The following is a 16,396-nucleotide window of genomic DNA, read 5'->3' on the forward strand; positions in this document are numbered from 1 at the left end:
CTGATTAGGAGAAAGTTATGAAATTGCCGATTTACCTCGATTACTCCGCCACTACGCCGGTTGATCCGCGTGTAGCGCAAAAAATGAGCGATTGCCTGTTGGTCGACGGTAACTTCGGCAATCCGGCGTCGCGCTCCCACGTATTTGGCTGGAAGGCTGAAGAGGCCGTGGAGAATGCTCGCCGCCAAGTGGCTGAGCTGGTCAATGCCGACCCGCGTGAGATTGTCTGGACCTCTGGTGCCACCGAGTCCAACAACCTGGCGATCAAGGGCATTGCCGATTTCTACAAGAGCAAAGGTAAGCACCTGATTACCTCGAAAATCGAGCACAAAGCTGTGCTGGATACTATGCGCCAGCTTGAGCGTGAAGGCTTCGAGGTGACCTACATTGAGCCTGGTGAAGACGGTCTGATTACCCCGGCCATGATTGAAGCGGTGCTGCGTGAGGACACTATCCTGGTGTCGGTCATGCACGTGAATAACGAAATCGGCACCATCAACGACATCGCGGCGATTGGCGAGCTGACCCGCTCGCGCGGCGTGTTTCTGCATGTTGATGCGGCTCAGTCCACCGGCAAGGTGGCGATTGATCTGGAGTCGCTCAAGGTCGATCTGATGTCGTTCTCCGCGCATAAGACGTATGGCCCGAAAGGTGTCGGTGCACTGTTTGTACGTCGCAAGCCACGTGTGCGTCTGGAAGCTCAGACCCATGGCGGCGGTCACGAGCGTGGTATGCGCTCCGGCACCCTGGCGACTCACCAGTGCGTCGGTATGGGTGAGGCGTTCCGTATTGCCAAAGAAGAAATGACCCAGGAAAACCAGCGCATCCAGGCCCTGCGTGATCGCTTCTTCAAACAGGTCGATGGTCTTGAAGAGCTGTACATCAATGGCAGCATGACCGCCCGCATACCGCACAATCTCAACCTCAGCTTCAACTATGTTGAAGGCGAGTCGTTGATCATGGCGCTCAAGGATCTGGCGGTGTCGTCCGGCTCGGCTTGCACATCGGCTTCTCTGGAACCGTCCTACGTGTTGCGCGCCCTGGGCCGCAATGACGAGCTGGCGCACAGCTCCATTCGCTTTACCTTCGGCCGCTTCACCACTGATGAAGAAGTCGATTACGCCGCGCAGAAAGTATGCGAGGCGGTGACCAAGCTGCGCGAATTGTCGCCGCTGTGGGATATGTACAAAGACGGTGTCGACATCTCCAAGATCGAGTGGGCGGCGCACTAAGTAGTCGCCGAGCAAGAGCGACTCTCTGATGAGGAAGGAATACCAGCATGGCTTACAGTGAAAAGGTCATTGACCACTACGAGAACCCGCGCAACGTCGGCAAGATGGACGCGGAAGACCCAGACGTCGGCACTGGCATGGTCGGCGCGCCGGCTTGCGGTGACGTCATGCGTCTGCAAATCAAGGTCAACGAGCAAGGCGTGATTGAAGACGCCAAGTTCAAGACCTACGGTTGCGGCTCAGCGATTGCCTCCAGCTCCCTTGCTACTGAGTGGATGAAGGGCAAGACCCTGGACGAAGCTGAAACTATCAAAAACACCCAGCTGGCCGAGGAATTGGCTCTGCCACCGGTGAAAATCCACTGCTCGGTACTCGCCGAAGACGCCATTAAGGCTGCTGTGCGCGATTACAAGCAGAAGAAAGGCTTGCTCTAAGGAGGTTTGTCGATGGCTATCAGCATGACCGAAGCAGCCGCTCAGCACGTGCGTCGCTCTCTGGAGGGGCGCGGCAAGGGCGAAGGTATTCGCCTGGGTGTACGCACCACGGGCTGTTCCGGCTTGGCCTATGTGCTGGAGTTTGTCGATGAGGCCGCCAGCGAAGATCAGGTGTTTGAGAACCATGGCGTCAAGGTGATCATCGATCCCAAGAGCCTGGTTTACCTCGACGGTACTGAGCTTGATTTCGTCAAAGAGGGGTTGAACGAAGGTTTCAAGTTCAACAACCCGAACGTGCGCGGCGAATGTGGCTGCGGCGAAAGCTTCAATATCTGAGGCGCGTGTGGGCAGTCCTTGTCACTTTGCTTTATTCGACCTGCAGCCAGGTTTTCGGCTGGATCAGGAGCTGCTTGCCGCGCGTTACCGTGAGATGGCGCGGCAGATTCATCCGGATCGCTTTGCTGACGCTTCCGAGCGTGAGCAGCGCTTAGCCCTCGAGCAATCTGCCAGTCTCAACGAGGCTTACAGCACGCTCAAGAGTGCGTCGCAGCGCGCTCGCTATTTGCTGGCACTGCGCGGGCCCGAGCTACCGCTGGAAGTGACGGTGCAGGATCCGGATTTCCTGCTGCAGCAAATGCAGCTGCGCGAAGAGCTGGAAGATCTGCACGACAGTGCAGACCTGGACGGGGTGGCGCAGTTCAAGCGGCGTCTGAAAGTGGCTCAGGACGAGCTTAACGAAAGTTTTGCCGTTTGTTGGGATGATGCTTCGCGTCGCGATGAGGCCGAGCGCCTGATGCGTCGCATGCAGTTTCTCGACAAGCTTTCTCACGAGGTCCGCCAGCTGGAAGAGCGCCTCGACGATTAACGCTGGCGCGCCTATTGCGGCGCGCCTGATATCTAAGCACTGATTAATCATGGCCTTACTGCAGATCGCTGAGCCCGGACAAAGCCCCCAGCCACACCAGCGCCGTCTGGCCGTGGGGATTGATTTGGGTACCACCAATTCGCTGGTCGCCGCCGTGCGTAGCGGCCTTTCCGAGCCGCTGGCCGATGCCGCTGGGCAGGTCATTCTGCCGTCTGCAGTGCGTTATCACGTTGATCGGGTCGAGGTAGGCGAGGTCGCCAAGGCGGCCGCATCGGCTGATCCGCTGAATACTGTGCTGTCGGTCAAGCGCCTTATGGGGCGCGGTTTGGCTGACGTCAAGCAGCTCGGTGAGCAGCTGCCATACCGCTTTGTCGGTGGCGAATCGCATATGCCGTTTATCGAGACCGTGCAGGGGCCGAAAAGCCCGGTTGAAGTCTCTGCGGATATTCTCAAGGTGCTGCGTCAGCGTGCCGAAGCCACCCTCGGTGGTGAGCTGGTGGGCGCGGTCATCACCGTGCCAGCCTATTTTGATGACTCCCAGCGCCAGGCCACCAAAGATGCTGCGCGTCTGGCCGGGCTGAATGTGCTGCGCCTGCTCAACGAGCCGACTGCAGCAGCAGTCGCCTATGGCCTGGATCAGCATGCCGAGGGTGTGGTCGCCATCTATGATCTTGGCGGCGGCACCTTTGATATTTCCGTATTGCGCCTGACCGGTGGTGTGTTTGAAGTGCTCGCTACCGGCGGTGATAGTGCGCTGGGCGGCGATGACTTCGATCACGCAATCGCTGGCTGGGTAGTTGAGCAGGCGGGTATTTCCTCTGACCTTGATCCCGCGCAGCAGCGCTTGTTGCTGGAAGCCGCTTGTGCCGCCAAAGAAGCCCTGACCGACAGTCCTTCTGCAAGCCTCAGTTATGCCGGCTGGGCAGGGCGGTTGAGTCGTGAGCAGTTCGAAGCGCTGATCGAACCGATGCTCGCACGCAGCCTCAAGGCCTGCCGCCGCGCGGTGCGTGATGCCGGCGTTGAGTTGGATGAGGTTGAAGCCGTGGTTATGGTTGGCGGCTCCACCCGAGTGCCGCGCGTGCGTCAGGCCGTCGCCGAGTTGTTCGCCCGTGAGCCGCTGACCGACATCGATCCTGATCAGGTGGTGGCCATTGGTGCCGCTATCCAGGCTGATGCTCTGGCAGGCAACAAGCGCGGTGATGGCGAAGAGTTGCTGTTGCTGGATGTGATTCCGCTGTCGCTCGGCCTTGAAACCATGGGCGGGTTGATGGAAAAGGTGATTCCGCGCAATACCACCATTCCCGTGGCGCGCGCCCAGGACTTCACTACCTATAAAGATGGTCAGACGGCCATGATGGTGCATGTGCTGCAGGGGGAGCGTGAGCTGATCAGCGATTGCCGCTCCTTGGCACGCTTCGAATTGCGCGGTATTCCGCCAATGGTCGCCGGTGCGGCGAAGATTCGCGTGACCTTCCAGGTTGACGCCGATGGCCTGCTCAGCGTTGCTGCGCGTGAGCTGGCTTCGGGCGTTGAGGCGAGTATCCAGGTCAAGCCATCTTATGGGCTGACCGATGGCGAAATTGCCCGCATGCTGCAGGATTCCTTCAAAAATGCCGGCGACGACAAAGTTGCCCGCGTACTGCGTGAGCAGCAGGTCGACGCCCAGCGTCTGCTGGAAGCGGTCGAGGCGGCGTTGCTGGCCGATGGTGAGCGTCTGTTGGTAGCCGATGAGCGTATGGCCATCGATGCGCAGATCGAGCAATTGCGCGATTTGATAGCCGGCACGGATGGCTTGGCGATTGAGCAGCAAACCAAACGATTGACCCAGGTGACCGATGCTTTTGCTGCGCGTCGCCTGGATGCCACGGTCAAGGCTGCGCTGGCCGGCCGTAGTCTTGATGAGATTGAGGAATAAGCATGCCGCAGATCATTTTTCTGCCCCACGCGGTGCTGTGTCCGGAAGGGCTGGTGGTCGAGGTTGCGCCAGGTACGTCTGTGCTCGAAGTGGCGCATGAACACCATATCGAAATTGAAAGCGCCTGTGGCGGTGTCTGCGCCTGCACCACTTGCCACTGCATTATTCGTGAAGGCTTTGACTCGCTGACCGAGGCCGATGAGCTCGAAGAAGACATGCTGGACAAGGCGTGGGGGCTGGAGGCGCAGTCGCGGCTGTCCTGCCAGGCTATTGTGGGCGATGAAGATCTGACTGTGGAAATCCCCAAGTACTCGCTCAACCACGCTGCCGAAGCGCCGCACTGATTCAAGGAGTTGTTATGAGTCTGAAGTGGGTTGATGTTCTGGAAATCGCTATTCAGCTGGCGGAGTCCAAGCCTGAGGTAGACCCTCGCTACGTGAACTTTGTCGATCTGCATAAATGGATTCTGGCGTTGCCGGAGTTCAGTGACGACCCACAGCGCGGCGGTGAGAAGGTGCTTGAAGCCGTTCAGGCGGCCTGGATCGACGAGGCGGATTAACTGGCCTTTTGGCCTGGCCTACGCATTTAACTGGAACCCGCGTATAATTCGCGGGTTTAATTTTTCGCTTTAATCATTGTTTCTGGAGTTTCACATGGCTGTTCAACGCACTTTCTCCATCATCAAGCCGGATGCCGTTGCTAAAAACGTTGTTGGCGAGATCACCACTCGTTTCGAAAAAGCCGGCCTGCGCGTCGTTGCTTCGAAAATGGTTCAACTGTCCGAGCGTGAAGCTGCTGGCTTCTACGCTGAGCACAGCGAGCGCGGCTTCTTCAAAGATCTGGTTGCTTTCATGACCTCCGGTCCGGTTATCGTTCAGGTTCTGGAAGGCGAAAACGCTGTTCTGGCTAACCGCGAACTGATGGGCGCTACCAACCCTAAAGAAGCAGCTGCCGGCACCATTCGTGCTGATTTCGCTGTTTCCATCGACGAAAACGCTGTTCACGGTTCCGACTCGGAAGCCTCCGCTGCCCGCGAAATCGCTTACTTCTTCGCTGCCACCGAAGTTTGCGCACGTATTCGCTAAGCGAATCGGGTGAGGGTGAAGCCATGACTGAAGCTACCGGTAAAATCAATCTGCTGGGTCTGACCCAGGCAGAGATGGAACAATTCTTCGAAAGCATCGGGGAAAAGCGTTTCCGTGCCGGGCAGATGATGAAATGGATTCACCACTTTGGCATCGATGATTTCGATGCCATGAGTAACGTCAGCAAGGTCTTGCGCGAAAAGCTCAAGGCCTGTGCTGAGATCCGCGGCCCGGAAGTGGTCAGCGAAGATATTTCCACTGATGGCACGCGCAAGTGGGTTGTGCGGGTGGCGTCAGGCAGTTGTGTAGAAACCGTGTACATCCCCCAGGGCGCGCGTGGCACCTTGTGTGTGTCGTCGCAGGCTGGCTGTGCGCTGGATTGCAGTTTCTGCTCAACCGGTAAACAAGGTTTCAACAGTGATCTGAGTGCCGCCGAAGTGATCGGTCAGGTGTGGATCGCCAACAAGTCGTTCGGCAGCGTGCCGGCGAAGATCGACCGTGCCATCACCAACGTAGTGATGATGGGTATGGGCGAGCCGCTACTGAACTTCGACAACGTCGTCGCCGCCATGAAAATCATGATGGACGACCTCGGCTATGGCATTTCCAAACGCAAGGTGACGCTGTCCACCTCGGGCGTGGTGCCGATGATCGACAAGCTCGGCGAAGTGATTGATGTGTCCCTGGCGCTGTCACTGCATGCGCCGAACGATGCGCTGCGCAACCAGTTGGTGCCAATCAACAAGAAGTACCCGCTGGAAATGCTGCTGGCGGCGTGCAAGCGTTATGTCTCGCGCCTTGGCGAGAAACGCGTGCTTACAATCGAATACACCCTGCTCAAGGATGTAAACGATAAGACCGAGCACGCTGAGGAAATGATCGCACTTCTCAAAGATGTGCCTTGCAAGATCAACCTGATTCCGTTTAATCCCTTCCCCCACTCCGGGTACGAGCGGCCAAGCAACAATGCCATTCGCCGTTTCCAGGACCTGCTGCATAAGGCCGGGCACAATGTCACCGTGCGCACCACGCGAGGCGAGGACATTGATGCTGCATGTGGTCAGTTGGTCGGCCAGGTCATGGATCGTACCCGCCGTAGTGAGCGCTATATTGCTGTGCGTGAATTGAGTAGCGAGGCCGAAACGCCGAGTTCCGCCGCCAATCGAACCTGAGGGGAGGATACCCATGACCTTGCGTCCCGCTTTATTGCTGTTGGCCGCCAGTCTGTTAGCCGGTTGCGTTACAACCGGTAATGTCGATCCGATGAAAACTGCCAAAGGTCGCGATGAAGCTCGCGATGCATATACGCAGCTAGGCATGGGGTACTTGCAGCAAGGTTCAACTGAGAATGCCAAAGTACCGCTAAGAAAAGCACTTGAAATAGATCCCTCAAGTGCAGATGCGCACGCTGCACTAGCGTTGGTATTCCAGATAGAGATGGAGCCTAAGCTAGCGGACGAACATTACCGTAAGGCCATTGCTCAGCGGAGCGACGATGCAAGGTTACTGAATAATTACGGTAGCTTTCTATTCGAGCAGGGGCGTTATAGAGAGGCCTATGAGCGTTATTTACAGGCATCTCAAGATACGCTTTATCCTGAGCGATCACGCGTGTTTATGAACCTTGGGCTGACCGCATTGCAGTTGAGGCAGCGTGAACAAGCTGCAGCTTATTTTGAGCGATCTCTTAGGCTGAACAGCCGTCAACCTCGTGCTCTCATAGAGATGGCGCAAATGTCATATGAGGATAAACAGTATGTGCCTGCTCGAGGGTATTACGAGAGCTACATTGCGCTTAGCCAGCATGATGCCCGTAGTCTTCTACTTGGTACTCGGTTAGCGAAGGTTTTTGATGACCGCAATGCGGCCGCGAGCCTCGGTTTGCAGTTGAAGCGACTTTATCCGGGCACGCCGGAATATCAGCAATACCTGTCGGAGCAATGATGAAAGCGGCGCATCCAGAAGTGCTAGCAGTTCCCCGTATCAACCCGGGTGAGACTTTGCGCAAGGCTCGTGAGGGGCGTGGTTGGACTATTGCCGAAGTTGCAGCGCAGCTTAATTTGACCCCTCAGCGTTTGAGTCAGGTCGAGCAAGGTGCTTTCGATAAGCTCCCCGGGCATACCTTTGCGCGTGGTTATGTCAGGGCCTACGCCAAGTTACTGGACATTGATCAGAATCGTCTTGTACTGGAGTTTGACCAATTCACTGGCAGCGATGCGGCGGGTAGCAGTGTTCACAGCTTGGGCCGTATCGAGGAGCCCGTGAGCTATTCGCAACGTATCTTGCGGATGGTCAGCTTTGTCCTCTTGCTGGCGCTAGCCGGTTTGAGCTTCTTCTGGTGGCAAGAGCAGGCTGAGCGTCGTGCCGCAGACTTGGCGTCAACCAGCCTTGAGCATGTTGAGGTGGACGGTGCTGATGGCACCACGCAGATCCATCCGTTGGATGAGCCGGAAGATCAAGCGGTAGAGGCCGCTCAGCTGGATGCAGGCGTGACGTTACCGCCACTTCCTGAGGGTGCTGCAGAGCTGTCCAGTGCAACCGGGGCCGAAGCTGCGGCCGTGGTCGCTCCTCAAGTTGAGCAGCCGCAAAACCTTGCCGATACAGCAGCTGCTCCTGCTGTGCCTGCTGCGTCTGCTGAGGTACCGCCGGTAGTTGCTGACGCCCTGCCCGAAGTATCTTCTGTTGCTGCACCTGCACCTGCACCTGTGCAGGCAGCCGCCGGTGAGGCGGTGGTTAGTCTGACCTTTGTTGCTGATTGCTGGACGCAGCTGACAGATGCCAATGGCAAGGTGCTTTTCAGCGCCCTCAAGCGCAAAGGCGATAGCTTAGAGTTGGCCGGTAAGGCACCACTGGAGCTGCGTCTGGGCTTCGCTCGAGGCGCTCAGGTGAGCCTGAATGGCAGCCCAGTTGATGTGGCCCCGTTTATCTCCGGTGAAACCGCGCGTCTGAAGTTGGGTGGGCAGTAACATGCATTGCGAATCACCGATTAAGCGCCGTATTTCACGCAAAATCTGGGTTGGCTCCGTGCCGGTGGGTGGTGATGCGCCTATCGCCGTGCAGAGCATGACCAACAGCGACACCAATGATGTAGCAGCTACCGTGGCGCAGATTCGTCGCCTCGAAGATGCAGGCGCGGATATCGTGCGTGTCTCAGTGCCGGATATGGATGCAGCCGAAGCTTTCGGCAAGATTAAACAGCAGGTGCGTGTGCCGCTGGTGGCCGATATTCACTTCGACTATCAGATTGCCTTGCGCGTAGCCGAGCTTGGCGTCGATTGCCTGCGTATCAACCCAGGTAATATTGGTCGTGAAGACCGTGTGCGCGCAGTTGTTGAAGCGGCGCGGGATAAAGGTATTCCGATTCGTATCGGGGTGAATGCCGGTTCGCTGGAAAAGGATTTGCAGAAGAAATATGGCGAGCCCACACCCGCGGCGTTGGTTGAGTCGGCCCTGCGTCACGTTGAGCATTTGGACCGTCTGAACTTTCCAGATTTCAAAGTCAGTGTGAAAGCGTCTGACGTGTTTATGGCCGTCGAAGCTTATCGTCTGCTTGCCAAGCAGATTGAACAGCCACTGCACCTAGGTATTACCGAAGCGGGTGGCCTACGTTCGGGTACCGTGAAATCTGCGGTTGGGCTGGGCATGCTGCTGGCTGAGGGCATCGGCGATACCATTCGTATCTCTCTGGCCGCCGATCCGGTGGAAGAGATCAAGGTCGGCTACGACATCCTCAAATCCCTGCGTCTGCGTTCCCGTGGCATCAACTTCATCGCCTGCCCAAGCTGCTCAAGGCAGAACTTCGACGTGGTGAAAACCATGAACGAGCTGGAACAACGCGTTGAAGACCTGCTGGTACCGCTGGATGTGGCGGTCATCGGCTGTGTCGTCAACGGCCCAGGCGAAGCCAAGGAAGCTCATATCGGCCTGACCGGCGGTTCGCCCAATCTGATCTATATCGATGGCAAGCCGGCGCATAAGCTGGGTAATGACAACCTGGTTGATGAGCTGGAAAAGCTGATCCGCCAGAAAGCAGCCGATAAGGTTGCTGCTGACGCCGCGGTCATCGTGCGCAGCTAAGACTGCTAAGGAATTGAAGTGAGCAAGCCCCTGCAAGCCATTCGTGGCATGAACGATATCCTGCCCGAGCAGACTCCGCTTTGGCGTTATTTTGAAGGTACCGTCGCCAGTCTGTTGGACGGTTATGGCTATCGGCAACTTCGTATGCCGATCGTCGAGTTCACCGAGCTGTTCAAACGTTCTATTGGTGAAGTCACCGATATCGTTGAAAAAGAGATGTACACCTTCGACGACCGCAACGGCGACTCCCTGACGCTGCGTCCGGAAGGTACTGCTGCCTGTGTCCGCGCGGTGCTTGAGCATGGCCTGTCCGGCGGTGGCCAGACGCAGAAACTCTGGTACATCGGCCCGATGTTTCGCCATGAACGTCCACAGAAAGGCCGTTACCGCCAGTTTCACCAGATTGGTGTAGAGGTCTTCAACATCGACGGCCCGGATATCGATGCCGAGTTGATCGTGCTGACTTGGCGCCTGTGGGGCCTGCTGGGTATCCGCGATGCGGTGAAGCTTGAACTCAACAGCCTGGGCACCAGCGCCGCGCGTGCCGTTTACCGTGATGCATTGGTCGAGTTCCTGACGGCTCATGCCGATCAGCTGGACGAAGACAGCCGTCGCCGTATGAACACCAATCCGCTGCGCGTGCTCGACAGCAAGGCCCCGGAAACGCAGGCGCTGTTGGTCAATGCGCCGAAGCTGGCGGATTACCTGGACGAAGAGTCGCGCGTGCATTTCGAGGGGCTTAAAGCCCGTCTGGATGCGGCCGGTGTGCCTTACGTGATCAATCCCAAGCTGGTGCGTGGCCTGGATTACTACAGCAAGACCGTGTTCGAGTGGGTGACTGATCAGCTCGGGTCCCAGGGCACAGTGTGCGCGGGCGGCCGTTACGATGGCCTGGTTGAGCAGATGGGTGGCAAACCGACTCCAGGCGTGGGTTTTGCCATGGGCATCGAACGTTTGGTGCTGTTGCTCGAAACTCTAGGTAAAGTACCGGCTGAAATCGCCCGTACGGTCGACGTTTACCTGTGTGCCTTTGGCGAGCCTGCTGAACTGGCGGCGCTGGCCTTGAGCGAGCGACTGCGTGACCAGCTGCCAAACCTGCGTCTGCAGGTGAATGCCGGGGCGGGTAGCTTCAAGAGTCAGTTCAAGAAAGCCGACAAGAGTGGCGCCTTGTACGCCTTGATCTTGGGTGAAGACGAATTGGCCCAGCAAGTGGTAGGTTGCAAACCGCTGCGCGGTCAGGGCGAGCAACAAAGTATTGCGTGGTCGGCATTGGCCGACCATTTGGCGACCAGCGCCGATCAGGCCTGAGCGCCTGTTGAGTGATTTAGCGAATAGGAGTGTTGGGGTGGTTTCGCGTACTGATGATGAAGAACTGGCGGTAATCAAGGACTGGTGGCAGCGCAATGGCATGCCATTACTGACCGGTGTTGCGCTGGCGTTGGTGGTGGTGTTCGGCTGGCAGGGCTGGCAGAAATATCAGGCTAATCAGTCCCAGGGTGCCTCGCTGGTGTATCAGCAGTTGCTTGAAGCTGCGCTGGACCCGAGCGGCAAGCCCGATGCGAGCAAAGTTGCTGAGTTGGCGAACACGCTGAAAAAAGATTTCTCCGGCAGCCATTACGCGCAGTACGGCAGACTATTTGTGGCCAAGGTTGCAGTTGAGGCCGGCAAACTGGACGACGCTGCTAGCGAGTTGCAGGCCATTGTCGACAAACCGGCCGATGACAGTCTGGCTGAGCTGGCCCGTCAGCGCCTGGCGCGCGTACTGGCTGCGCAGGACAAAGTTGAAGATGCCCTGAAACTGCTGGATGCCAAGGTTGCGCCGGCCTTTGTCGCCAGCCGTGAAGAACTCAAAGGTGACCTGCTGGTGCAACTCGGCCGTGCCGATGACGCGTATGCCGCCTACGAAAAAGCCAAGGCAGCGCTCTCTGAAGATGCCGCTGTCGGTGGTCTGCAAATGAAGCTGGATGATCTGGCAAAAGGGGATGCGTGACGTGATGCGCTGGAAGAATGCCGCACTGCTGGCCCTGGCCGTTCTGGCCGTAGGTTGCAGCAGCAATAGCAAGAAGGAACTGCCACCGGCCGATCTGCCCAAGTTTGAGGAAGAGGTTAGCCTGCAGAAAGAATGGAGTCGTTCGATTGGCGATGGCCAGGGCGAGTCCTTCAACATGCTGGTACCGGCGATTGATGGTGAGCAGATTTATGCCGCCGATGTCGAAGGCCTGGTTGTGGCCATGGACCGCATGACCGGCAAGGTCATCTGGAAAGCCGACCTGGAGCTCCCGGTGTCCGGCGCCGTCGGTGCAGGCTATGGCCTGGTTGTGGTTGGCACGCTCAAAGGCGAGATCATAGCCCTCGACACTGCCAGCGGTGAAGAGAAATGGCGCGCCCGCGTGACCAGTGAAGTGCTGGCTCCGCCTGCGCTGAACGGCGACGTGGTGCTGGTACAGACCCAGGATGACCGCCTGATCGCCCTGGACATGAACACCGGCGAGCAGCGTTGGATCTTTGAAAACACCCCGGCAGTGCTGACCCTGCGCGGCACTGGCAGCCCAGTACTGACCAACCGTCTGGCTATTGCCGGTCTGTCCACCGGCAAGGTGATTGCGCTGGATGCTCAGCGCGGTATTCCGGTTTGGGAACAGCGTGTAGCCGTTCCGCAAGGGCGCTCTGAGCTTGATCGTGTGGTCGATATCGACGGCGGTCTGCTGCTCTCGGCTGGCACCCTTTACGCCGTCAGCTACCAGGGTCGTGTTGCGGCGCTGGATCTGGAAAGCGGTCGTATCCTCTGGCAGCGTGAAGCGTCCAGTTCAGTCGGTGTTGCTCAGGGTTACGGCAGTGTTTACGTAAGCCTGGCCAGCGGCACCGTTGAAGGTATCGACGAGCGTTCGGCTTCGGCACTCTGGAGCAATGATGCCCTGGCTCGTCGCCAGTTGTCGGCTCCAGAAGTGTTCTCCAGCTATATCGCGTTCGGTGACCTGGAAGGTTATCTGCACCTGGTCAGCCAGGTAGACGGTCGTTTTGTCGGCCGTACGCGTATCGACAGCGACGGCCTGCGTGCCCGTCCACTGGTCGTGGGTGATTGGCTGTATGCCTACGGCAACGGCGGCAATCTGGTGGCTCTGACCATCAAGTGATCGCTCGCTGACGCGTTGGCTATGCTGCACAGCACCTAGGGTTGTGCAGCATAGCCAGCGTAATGAATTCCGGCCGCTGCCCCTGCAGCGGCTTTTGTATTTTCTGAAATAACGAAGTGGAGAGCCTAATGGTTCCCGTAATTGCCCTGGTGGGCCGTCCGAACGTCGGCAAGTCCACCCTGTTTAACCGCTTGACCAAGTCCCGTGACGCGATTGTCGGCGACCTGTCTGGTCTGACCCGTGATCGCCAGTACGGCGAGGCCAAGTGGCAGGGGCGAACCTATATCGTCATCGACACCGGTGGTATTTCCGGTGACGAGGAAGGCATTGACGCGAAGATGGCCGAGCAGTCGCTGCAAGCCATCGAAGAGGCGGATGCTGTGCTGTTTCTGGTGGATGCCCGTGCCGGGTTGTCCGCTTCCGATCAGATGATTGGTGAGCACCTGCGTCGCCGTAACAAGCGCAGCTTCCTGGTCATCAACAAGGTCGACAACATCGACGCCGACTTGGCCCGCGCTGAGTTCTCCAGCATGGGCATGGGCGAGTCCCTGGCGATTGCCGGTGCTCACGGTCGTGGCATCACCCAGATGCTTGAAGCCGTGCTGGGCTCCTTCCCCAAGGATGCCACCGAGCCGGAAGAGGGCGAGGAAGAAGAGATCGTTCTCGAAGGTCAGGAAGCCAAGCGCATACCCGGCCCAAGCGAGAAGGACGGCATCAAGCTGGCGATCATCGGGCGGCCGAACGTTGGCAAGTCGACCCTGGTCAACCGCATGCTCGGTGAAGAGCGGGTTATCGTTTATGACCAGGCCGGTACCACCCGCGACAGCATCTACATCCCGTTCGAGCGCGATGACGAGAAGTACACCCTGATCGATACCGCTGGCGTGCGTCGCCGCGGCAAGATCTTCGAAGCGGTGGAAAAGTTCTCGGTAGTGAAAACCCTGCAGGCGATTCAGGACTCCAACGTCGTGGTGTTCGTTATGGATGCACGCGAAGGCGTGGTGGACCATGACCTCAACCTGCTTGGCTTCGTCCTGGAAAGCGGTCGTGCGCTGGTCATCGCCCTGAACAAATGGGACGGCATGGAGCCGAGTGAGCGCGATTATGTGAAGGTTGAGCTGCAACGCCGGTTGTTCTTCGTCGACTTTGCCGATATCCACTTTATCTCGGCGCTGCACGGCACTGGCGTAGGCAATTTGTACAAGTCGGTGCAGGCCTCGTTCAAGTCGGCGATCACCCGCTGGCCGACCAACCGTCTGACCACGATTCTTGAAGACGCCGTCAGCGATCACGCGCCGCCCATGGTCAACAATCGCCGCATCAAGTTGCGCTATGCCCACCTGGGTGGTGCCAACCCGCCGCTGATCGTGATCCACGGCAACCAGGTCGAGGCGGTACCCAAGTCCTATATCCGCTACCTGGAAAACACCTACCGCCGTGTGCTTAAGCTGGTCGGTACGCCGATCCGTATCGAGTTCAAGGGCGGCGATAACCCCTATGAGGGTAACAAGAACACCCTCACGGATCGTCAGGTGAACAAGAAGCGCCGCCTGATGAGCCACCACAAGAAGGCCGAGAAGAAGCGCAAAGACAAGCGCTAAGCTTGGATTTAAACGCTCTATAAAGGCACCTGCGGGTGCCTTTTGCGTCTCTGGGGGATCGGCTATCCTGCCGCATCACTAGCGCTCAAGCTCGGCGCTTGGCCCAGGAATATTGACTCGATGATTATCAGCAAACTGCCGAACGTCGGCACCACCATCTTTACCCGCATGTCGCAGCTCGCCGTGGAAACCGGCGCGCTCAATCTGTCCCAAGGCTTTCCGGATTTCGATGGGCCTCAGGCGCTGCGTGATGCGGTCGGCCGGCATATTGCTGCTGGGCATAACCAGTACGCGCCGATGACTGGCTTACCAGCGCTGCGCGAGCAGGTGGCGGCGAAGATTGCCCGCAGTTATGGCCGCTCTGTCAGTGCCGATACTGAAGTCACCATCGTTCCTGGCGCTACCCAAGGTATCTTCTGCGCTATCCAGGCGTTTATTCAGCCGGGTGACGAAGTCATCGTCTTCGACCCCAGCTACGACAGCTACGAGCCCTCGGTCGAGCTTGCCGGCGGGCGCTGCGTGCATGTGCCGCTGGCCTTGCCGGATTTCTCCATCGACTGGCAGCGCCTGCAGGATGCGCTGAGCGACAAGACTCGCCTGATTATCCTCAACAGCCCGCACAACCCTAGCGGCGCGCTGATTTCACGGGCTGAGTTGGACCAGCTGGCGGGCCTGATCCGCGAGCGCGATATCTACCTGATCAGCGACGAGGTTTACGAGCATCTGGTGTTCGATGGTATTCAGCACGCCAGCGTTCTCGCCCATGAGGAGTTGTATCAGCGTGCCTTTGTGGTCAGCTCGTTCGGCAAGACCTACCACGTCACCGGCTGGAAGACCGGCTATGTCGTGGCGCCGCCAGCTTTGAGCGCCGAGCTGCGTAAGGTCCATCAGTACGTCAGCTTCTGTGGCGTGACGCCGCTGCAGTGGGCGTTGGCCGACTATATGGCCGAGCAGCCTGAGCACGTTGAAGAGTTGCCGGCGTTTTACCAGGCTAAACGCGATCTGTTCTGCGGCCTGCTGGCCGGCTCGCGCTTTACCTTCACCCGCGCCGCCGGTACCTATTTCCAGTTGGCCGATTACTCGGCGATTCGCAGTGATCTGGATGATGTGGCCATGGCCGAATGGCTGACCCGCGAACATGGTGTGGCGGCGATTCCGGTGTCGGTGTTCTATCAGAGCCCACCTGCGGATTTGCGTCTGGTGCGTTTCTGCTTCGCTAAGCGTGAAGAAACCCTGCGCCAGGCGGCGGATAAACTATGCGCGATCTAAGCCTGCTGCCCGATCTTGAGCTGGCGCTGATCCAGACCACCCTGGCCTGGCAGGACCCTGCGGCCAATCGCGCGAATTTTGCATCCCTGCTGGAGCAGGCACGCGGTGCCGATCTGATCGTTCTGCCGGAGATGTTCAGTACCGGATTTTCCATGGACTCCGCCGCCCTGGCTGAGCCCGAGGATGGCCCGACCAGTCAGTGGCTGCGTGAGCAGGCTCAGGCGCTGCAGGCCGTGGTCACCGGCAGTCTGATTATCCAGGCCGCTGATGGTCCCTACCGCAATCGCCTGCTCTGGGCGCGCCCGGATGGCTCTGTAGCGCACTACGACAAGCGTCATCTGTTTCGCATGGCCGGTGAGCACAAGCACTACAGCGCCGGCACTGAGCAGGTGCTGCTGGAGGTCAACGGCTGGCAGGTGCGCCCGCTGATCTGCTACGACCTGCGTTTCCCGGTGTGGAGCCGCGATCCACAGACCACCGACCTGCTGCTCTACACCGCTAACTGGCCAGCCGCAAGGCGCCACCACTGGAACCGACTGTTGCCGGCGCGGGCCATCGAAAACCTGTGCTATCTCGCGGCGGTAAACCGCATTGGCGAGGACGGCAAGGGCCATGCCTACAGCGGCGACAGCCAGGTGCTGGATTTTCAGGGCGAGGCGCTGCTGGAGCCTGGGGCGGCGGATGGCGTATTCCGGGTAACCCTCAAGGCTGCCGAGTTGGCCGCTTACCGTGAGCGTTTCCCGGCTTATCGCGATGCGGATGCTTTTACCCTGGCTGACTGATG

At 58.4% G+C, this 16,396-nt stretch carries 18 protein-coding genes; all 18 read left to right on the forward strand.

Annotated features, from left to right (window positions below; translation table 11 throughout):
• The first annotated feature begins 17 nt into the window (after positions 1 to 17).
• The 18 genes from CUR33_RS07100 (at position 18) to CUR33_RS07185 (ending at position 16,394) form a co-directional block, all read left to right on the forward strand.
• A complete protein-coding gene (locus CUR33_RS07100) occupies positions 18 to 1,232 on the forward strand; it encodes an IscS subfamily cysteine desulfurase (RefSeq protein WP_090248641.1) in 1,215 nt (404 codons plus the stop codon).
• A 47-nt stretch (positions 1,233 to 1,279) separates the two neighbouring features.
• The gene (iscU, locus tag CUR33_RS07105) at positions 1,280 to 1,666 is read left to right on the forward strand and encodes a Fe-S cluster assembly scaffold IscU (protein ID WP_040261926.1); all 387 of its coding nucleotides are present in this window, start codon (positions 1,280 to 1,282) and stop codon (positions 1,664 to 1,666) included.
• 12 nt (positions 1,667 to 1,678) lie between these two features.
• Entirely contained in the window at positions 1,679 to 2,002 is a 324-nt protein-coding gene (gene iscA / locus CUR33_RS07110; protein WP_090248639.1) for an iron-sulfur cluster assembly protein IscA, read from the forward strand.
• Positions 2,003 to 2,009: 7 nt separating this feature from the next.
• Positions 2,010 to 2,531 (forward strand): co-chaperone HscB, encoded by a 522-nt coding sequence (gene hscB / locus CUR33_RS07115; RefSeq protein WP_289239131.1) that lies wholly within the window; start codon positions 2,010 to 2,012, stop codon positions 2,529 to 2,531.
• Between the two features lie 49 nt (positions 2,532 to 2,580).
• Positions 2,581 to 4,446: a Fe-S protein assembly chaperone HscA gene (gene hscA / locus CUR33_RS07120; RefSeq protein WP_289239132.1), complete on the forward strand. Its 1,866-nt coding sequence runs from the start codon at positions 2,581 to 2,583 to the stop codon at positions 4,444 to 4,446.
• Positions 4,447 to 4,448: 2 nt separating this feature from the next.
• Complete coding sequence (gene fdx / locus CUR33_RS07125; RefSeq protein WP_167142086.1) at positions 4,449 to 4,790, forward strand: ISC system 2Fe-2S type ferredoxin; 342 nt, start codon at positions 4,449 to 4,451, stop codon at positions 4,788 to 4,790.
• Between the two features lie 14 nt (positions 4,791 to 4,804).
• Positions 4,805 to 5,005 (forward strand): Fe-S cluster assembly protein IscX, encoded by a 201-nt coding sequence (gene iscX, locus CUR33_RS07130; RefSeq protein WP_090248633.1) that lies wholly within the window; start codon positions 4,805 to 4,807, stop codon positions 5,003 to 5,005.
• Between the two features lie 94 nt (positions 5,006 to 5,099).
• The gene (gene ndk, locus CUR33_RS07135; RefSeq protein WP_090248631.1) at positions 5,100 to 5,531 is read left to right on the forward strand and encodes a nucleoside-diphosphate kinase; all 432 of its coding nucleotides are present in this window, start codon (positions 5,100 to 5,102) and stop codon (positions 5,529 to 5,531) included.
• A 23-nt stretch (positions 5,532 to 5,554) separates the two neighbouring features.
• Positions 5,555 to 6,703, forward strand: coding sequence for a 23S rRNA (adenine(2503)-C(2))-methyltransferase RlmN (rlmN, locus tag CUR33_RS07140; RefSeq protein WP_160085289.1), 1,149 nt, complete (start codon positions 5,555 to 5,557; stop codon positions 6,701 to 6,703).
• A gap of 13 nt (positions 6,704 to 6,716) precedes the next feature.
• Entirely contained in the window at positions 6,717 to 7,475 is a 759-nt protein-coding gene (gene pilW / locus CUR33_RS07145; protein ID WP_289239133.1) for a type IV pilus biogenesis/stability protein PilW, read from the forward strand.
• Positions 7,475 to 8,497 (forward strand): RodZ domain-containing protein, encoded by a 1,023-nt coding sequence (locus CUR33_RS07150; protein WP_289239134.1) that lies wholly within the window; start codon positions 7,475 to 7,477, stop codon positions 8,495 to 8,497. The genes pilW and CUR33_RS07150 overlap by 1 nt, the downstream gene beginning before the upstream one ends.
• 1 nt (position 8,498) lies before the next feature.
• Positions 8,499 to 9,608 (forward strand): flavodoxin-dependent (E)-4-hydroxy-3-methylbut-2-enyl-diphosphate synthase, encoded by a 1,110-nt coding sequence (gene ispG / locus CUR33_RS07155; protein WP_090248624.1) that lies wholly within the window; start codon positions 8,499 to 8,501, stop codon positions 9,606 to 9,608.
• Between the two features lie 18 nt (positions 9,609 to 9,626).
• Entirely contained in the window at positions 9,627 to 10,916 is a 1,290-nt protein-coding gene (gene hisS, locus CUR33_RS07160; protein WP_289239135.1) for a histidine--tRNA ligase, read from the forward strand.
• Between the two features lie 100 nt (positions 10,917 to 11,016).
• A complete protein-coding gene (locus CUR33_RS07165) occupies positions 11,017 to 11,598 on the forward strand; it encodes a tetratricopeptide repeat protein (RefSeq protein ID WP_289239515.1) in 582 nt (193 codons plus the stop codon).
• Positions 11,591 to 12,742, forward strand: coding sequence for an outer membrane protein assembly factor BamB (gene bamB, locus CUR33_RS07170; RefSeq protein WP_160016427.1), 1,152 nt, complete (start codon positions 11,591 to 11,593; stop codon positions 12,740 to 12,742). The genes CUR33_RS07165 and bamB overlap by 8 nt, the downstream gene beginning before the upstream one ends.
• A 128-nt stretch (positions 12,743 to 12,870) precedes the next feature.
• Positions 12,871 to 14,343, forward strand: a complete 1,473-nt coding sequence (der, locus tag CUR33_RS07175; protein ID WP_160085283.1) for a ribosome biogenesis GTPase Der — start codon at positions 12,871 to 12,873, stop codon at positions 14,341 to 14,343.
• 120 nt (positions 14,344 to 14,463) lie between these two features.
• The gene (locus CUR33_RS07180) at positions 14,464 to 15,612 is read left to right on the forward strand and encodes a pyridoxal phosphate-dependent aminotransferase (RefSeq protein ID WP_289239136.1); all 1,149 of its coding nucleotides are present in this window, start codon (positions 14,464 to 14,466) and stop codon (positions 15,610 to 15,612) included.
• The gene (locus CUR33_RS07185) at positions 15,600 to 16,394 is read left to right on the forward strand and encodes an amidohydrolase (protein ID WP_289239137.1); all 795 of its coding nucleotides are present in this window, start codon (positions 15,600 to 15,602) and stop codon (positions 16,392 to 16,394) included. Before CUR33_RS07180 ends, CUR33_RS07185 begins: the two co-directional genes overlap by 13 nt.
• Positions 16,395 to 16,396: the final 2 nt, after the last annotated feature.

The organism is Pseudomonas sp. FEMGT703P (assembly GCF_002786345.1).
In the GTDB taxonomy this organism is placed as follows: Bacteria; Pseudomonadota; Gammaproteobacteria; order Pseudomonadales; family Pseudomonadaceae; genus Aquipseudomonas; species Aquipseudomonas peli.

What these genes read in the sequence shown, in the direction of transcription:
- CUR33_RS07100 (WP_090248641.1), top strand. Translation starts at nt 18, where the DNA reads ATGAAATTGCCGATTTACCTCGATTACTCCGCCACTACGCCGGTTGAT.
- iscU (WP_040261926.1), top strand. Translation starts at nt 1,280, where the DNA reads ATGGCTTACAGTGAAAAGGTCATTGACCACTACGAGAACCCGCGCAAC.
- iscA (WP_090248639.1), top strand. Translation starts at nt 1,679, where the DNA reads ATGGCTATCAGCATGACCGAAGCAGCCGCTCAGCACGTGCGTCGCTCT.
- hscA (WP_289239132.1), top strand. Translation starts at nt 2,581, where the DNA reads ATGGCCTTACTGCAGATCGCTGAGCCCGGACAAAGCCCCCAGCCACAC.
- fdx (WP_167142086.1), top strand. Translation starts at nt 4,449, where the DNA reads ATGCCGCAGATCATTTTTCTGCCCCACGCGGTGCTGTGTCCGGAAGGG.
- iscX (WP_090248633.1), top strand. Translation starts at nt 4,805, where the DNA reads ATGAGTCTGAAGTGGGTTGATGTTCTGGAAATCGCTATTCAGCTGGCG.
- ndk (WP_090248631.1), top strand. Translation starts at nt 5,100, where the DNA reads ATGGCTGTTCAACGCACTTTCTCCATCATCAAGCCGGATGCCGTTGCT.
- rlmN (WP_160085289.1), top strand. Translation starts at nt 5,555, where the DNA reads ATGACTGAAGCTACCGGTAAAATCAATCTGCTGGGTCTGACCCAGGCA.
- pilW (WP_289239133.1), top strand. Translation starts at nt 6,717, where the DNA reads ATGACCTTGCGTCCCGCTTTATTGCTGTTGGCCGCCAGTCTGTTAGCC.
- CUR33_RS07150 (WP_289239134.1), top strand. Translation starts at nt 7,475, where the DNA reads ATGAAAGCGGCGCATCCAGAAGTGCTAGCAGTTCCCCGTATCAACCCG.
- ispG (WP_090248624.1), top strand. Translation starts at nt 8,499, where the DNA reads ATGCATTGCGAATCACCGATTAAGCGCCGTATTTCACGCAAAATCTGG.
- CUR33_RS07165 (WP_289239515.1), top strand. Translation starts at nt 11,017, where the DNA reads ATGCCATTACTGACCGGTGTTGCGCTGGCGTTGGTGGTGGTGTTCGGC.
- bamB (WP_160016427.1), top strand. Translation starts at nt 11,591, where the DNA reads ATGCGTGACGTGATGCGCTGGAAGAATGCCGCACTGCTGGCCCTGGCC.
- der (WP_160085283.1), top strand. Translation starts at nt 12,871, where the DNA reads ATGGTTCCCGTAATTGCCCTGGTGGGCCGTCCGAACGTCGGCAAGTCC.
- CUR33_RS07180 (WP_289239136.1), top strand. Translation starts at nt 14,464, where the DNA reads ATGATTATCAGCAAACTGCCGAACGTCGGCACCACCATCTTTACCCGC.
- CUR33_RS07185 (WP_289239137.1), top strand. Translation starts at nt 15,600, where the DNA reads ATGCGCGATCTAAGCCTGCTGCCCGATCTTGAGCTGGCGCTGATCCAG.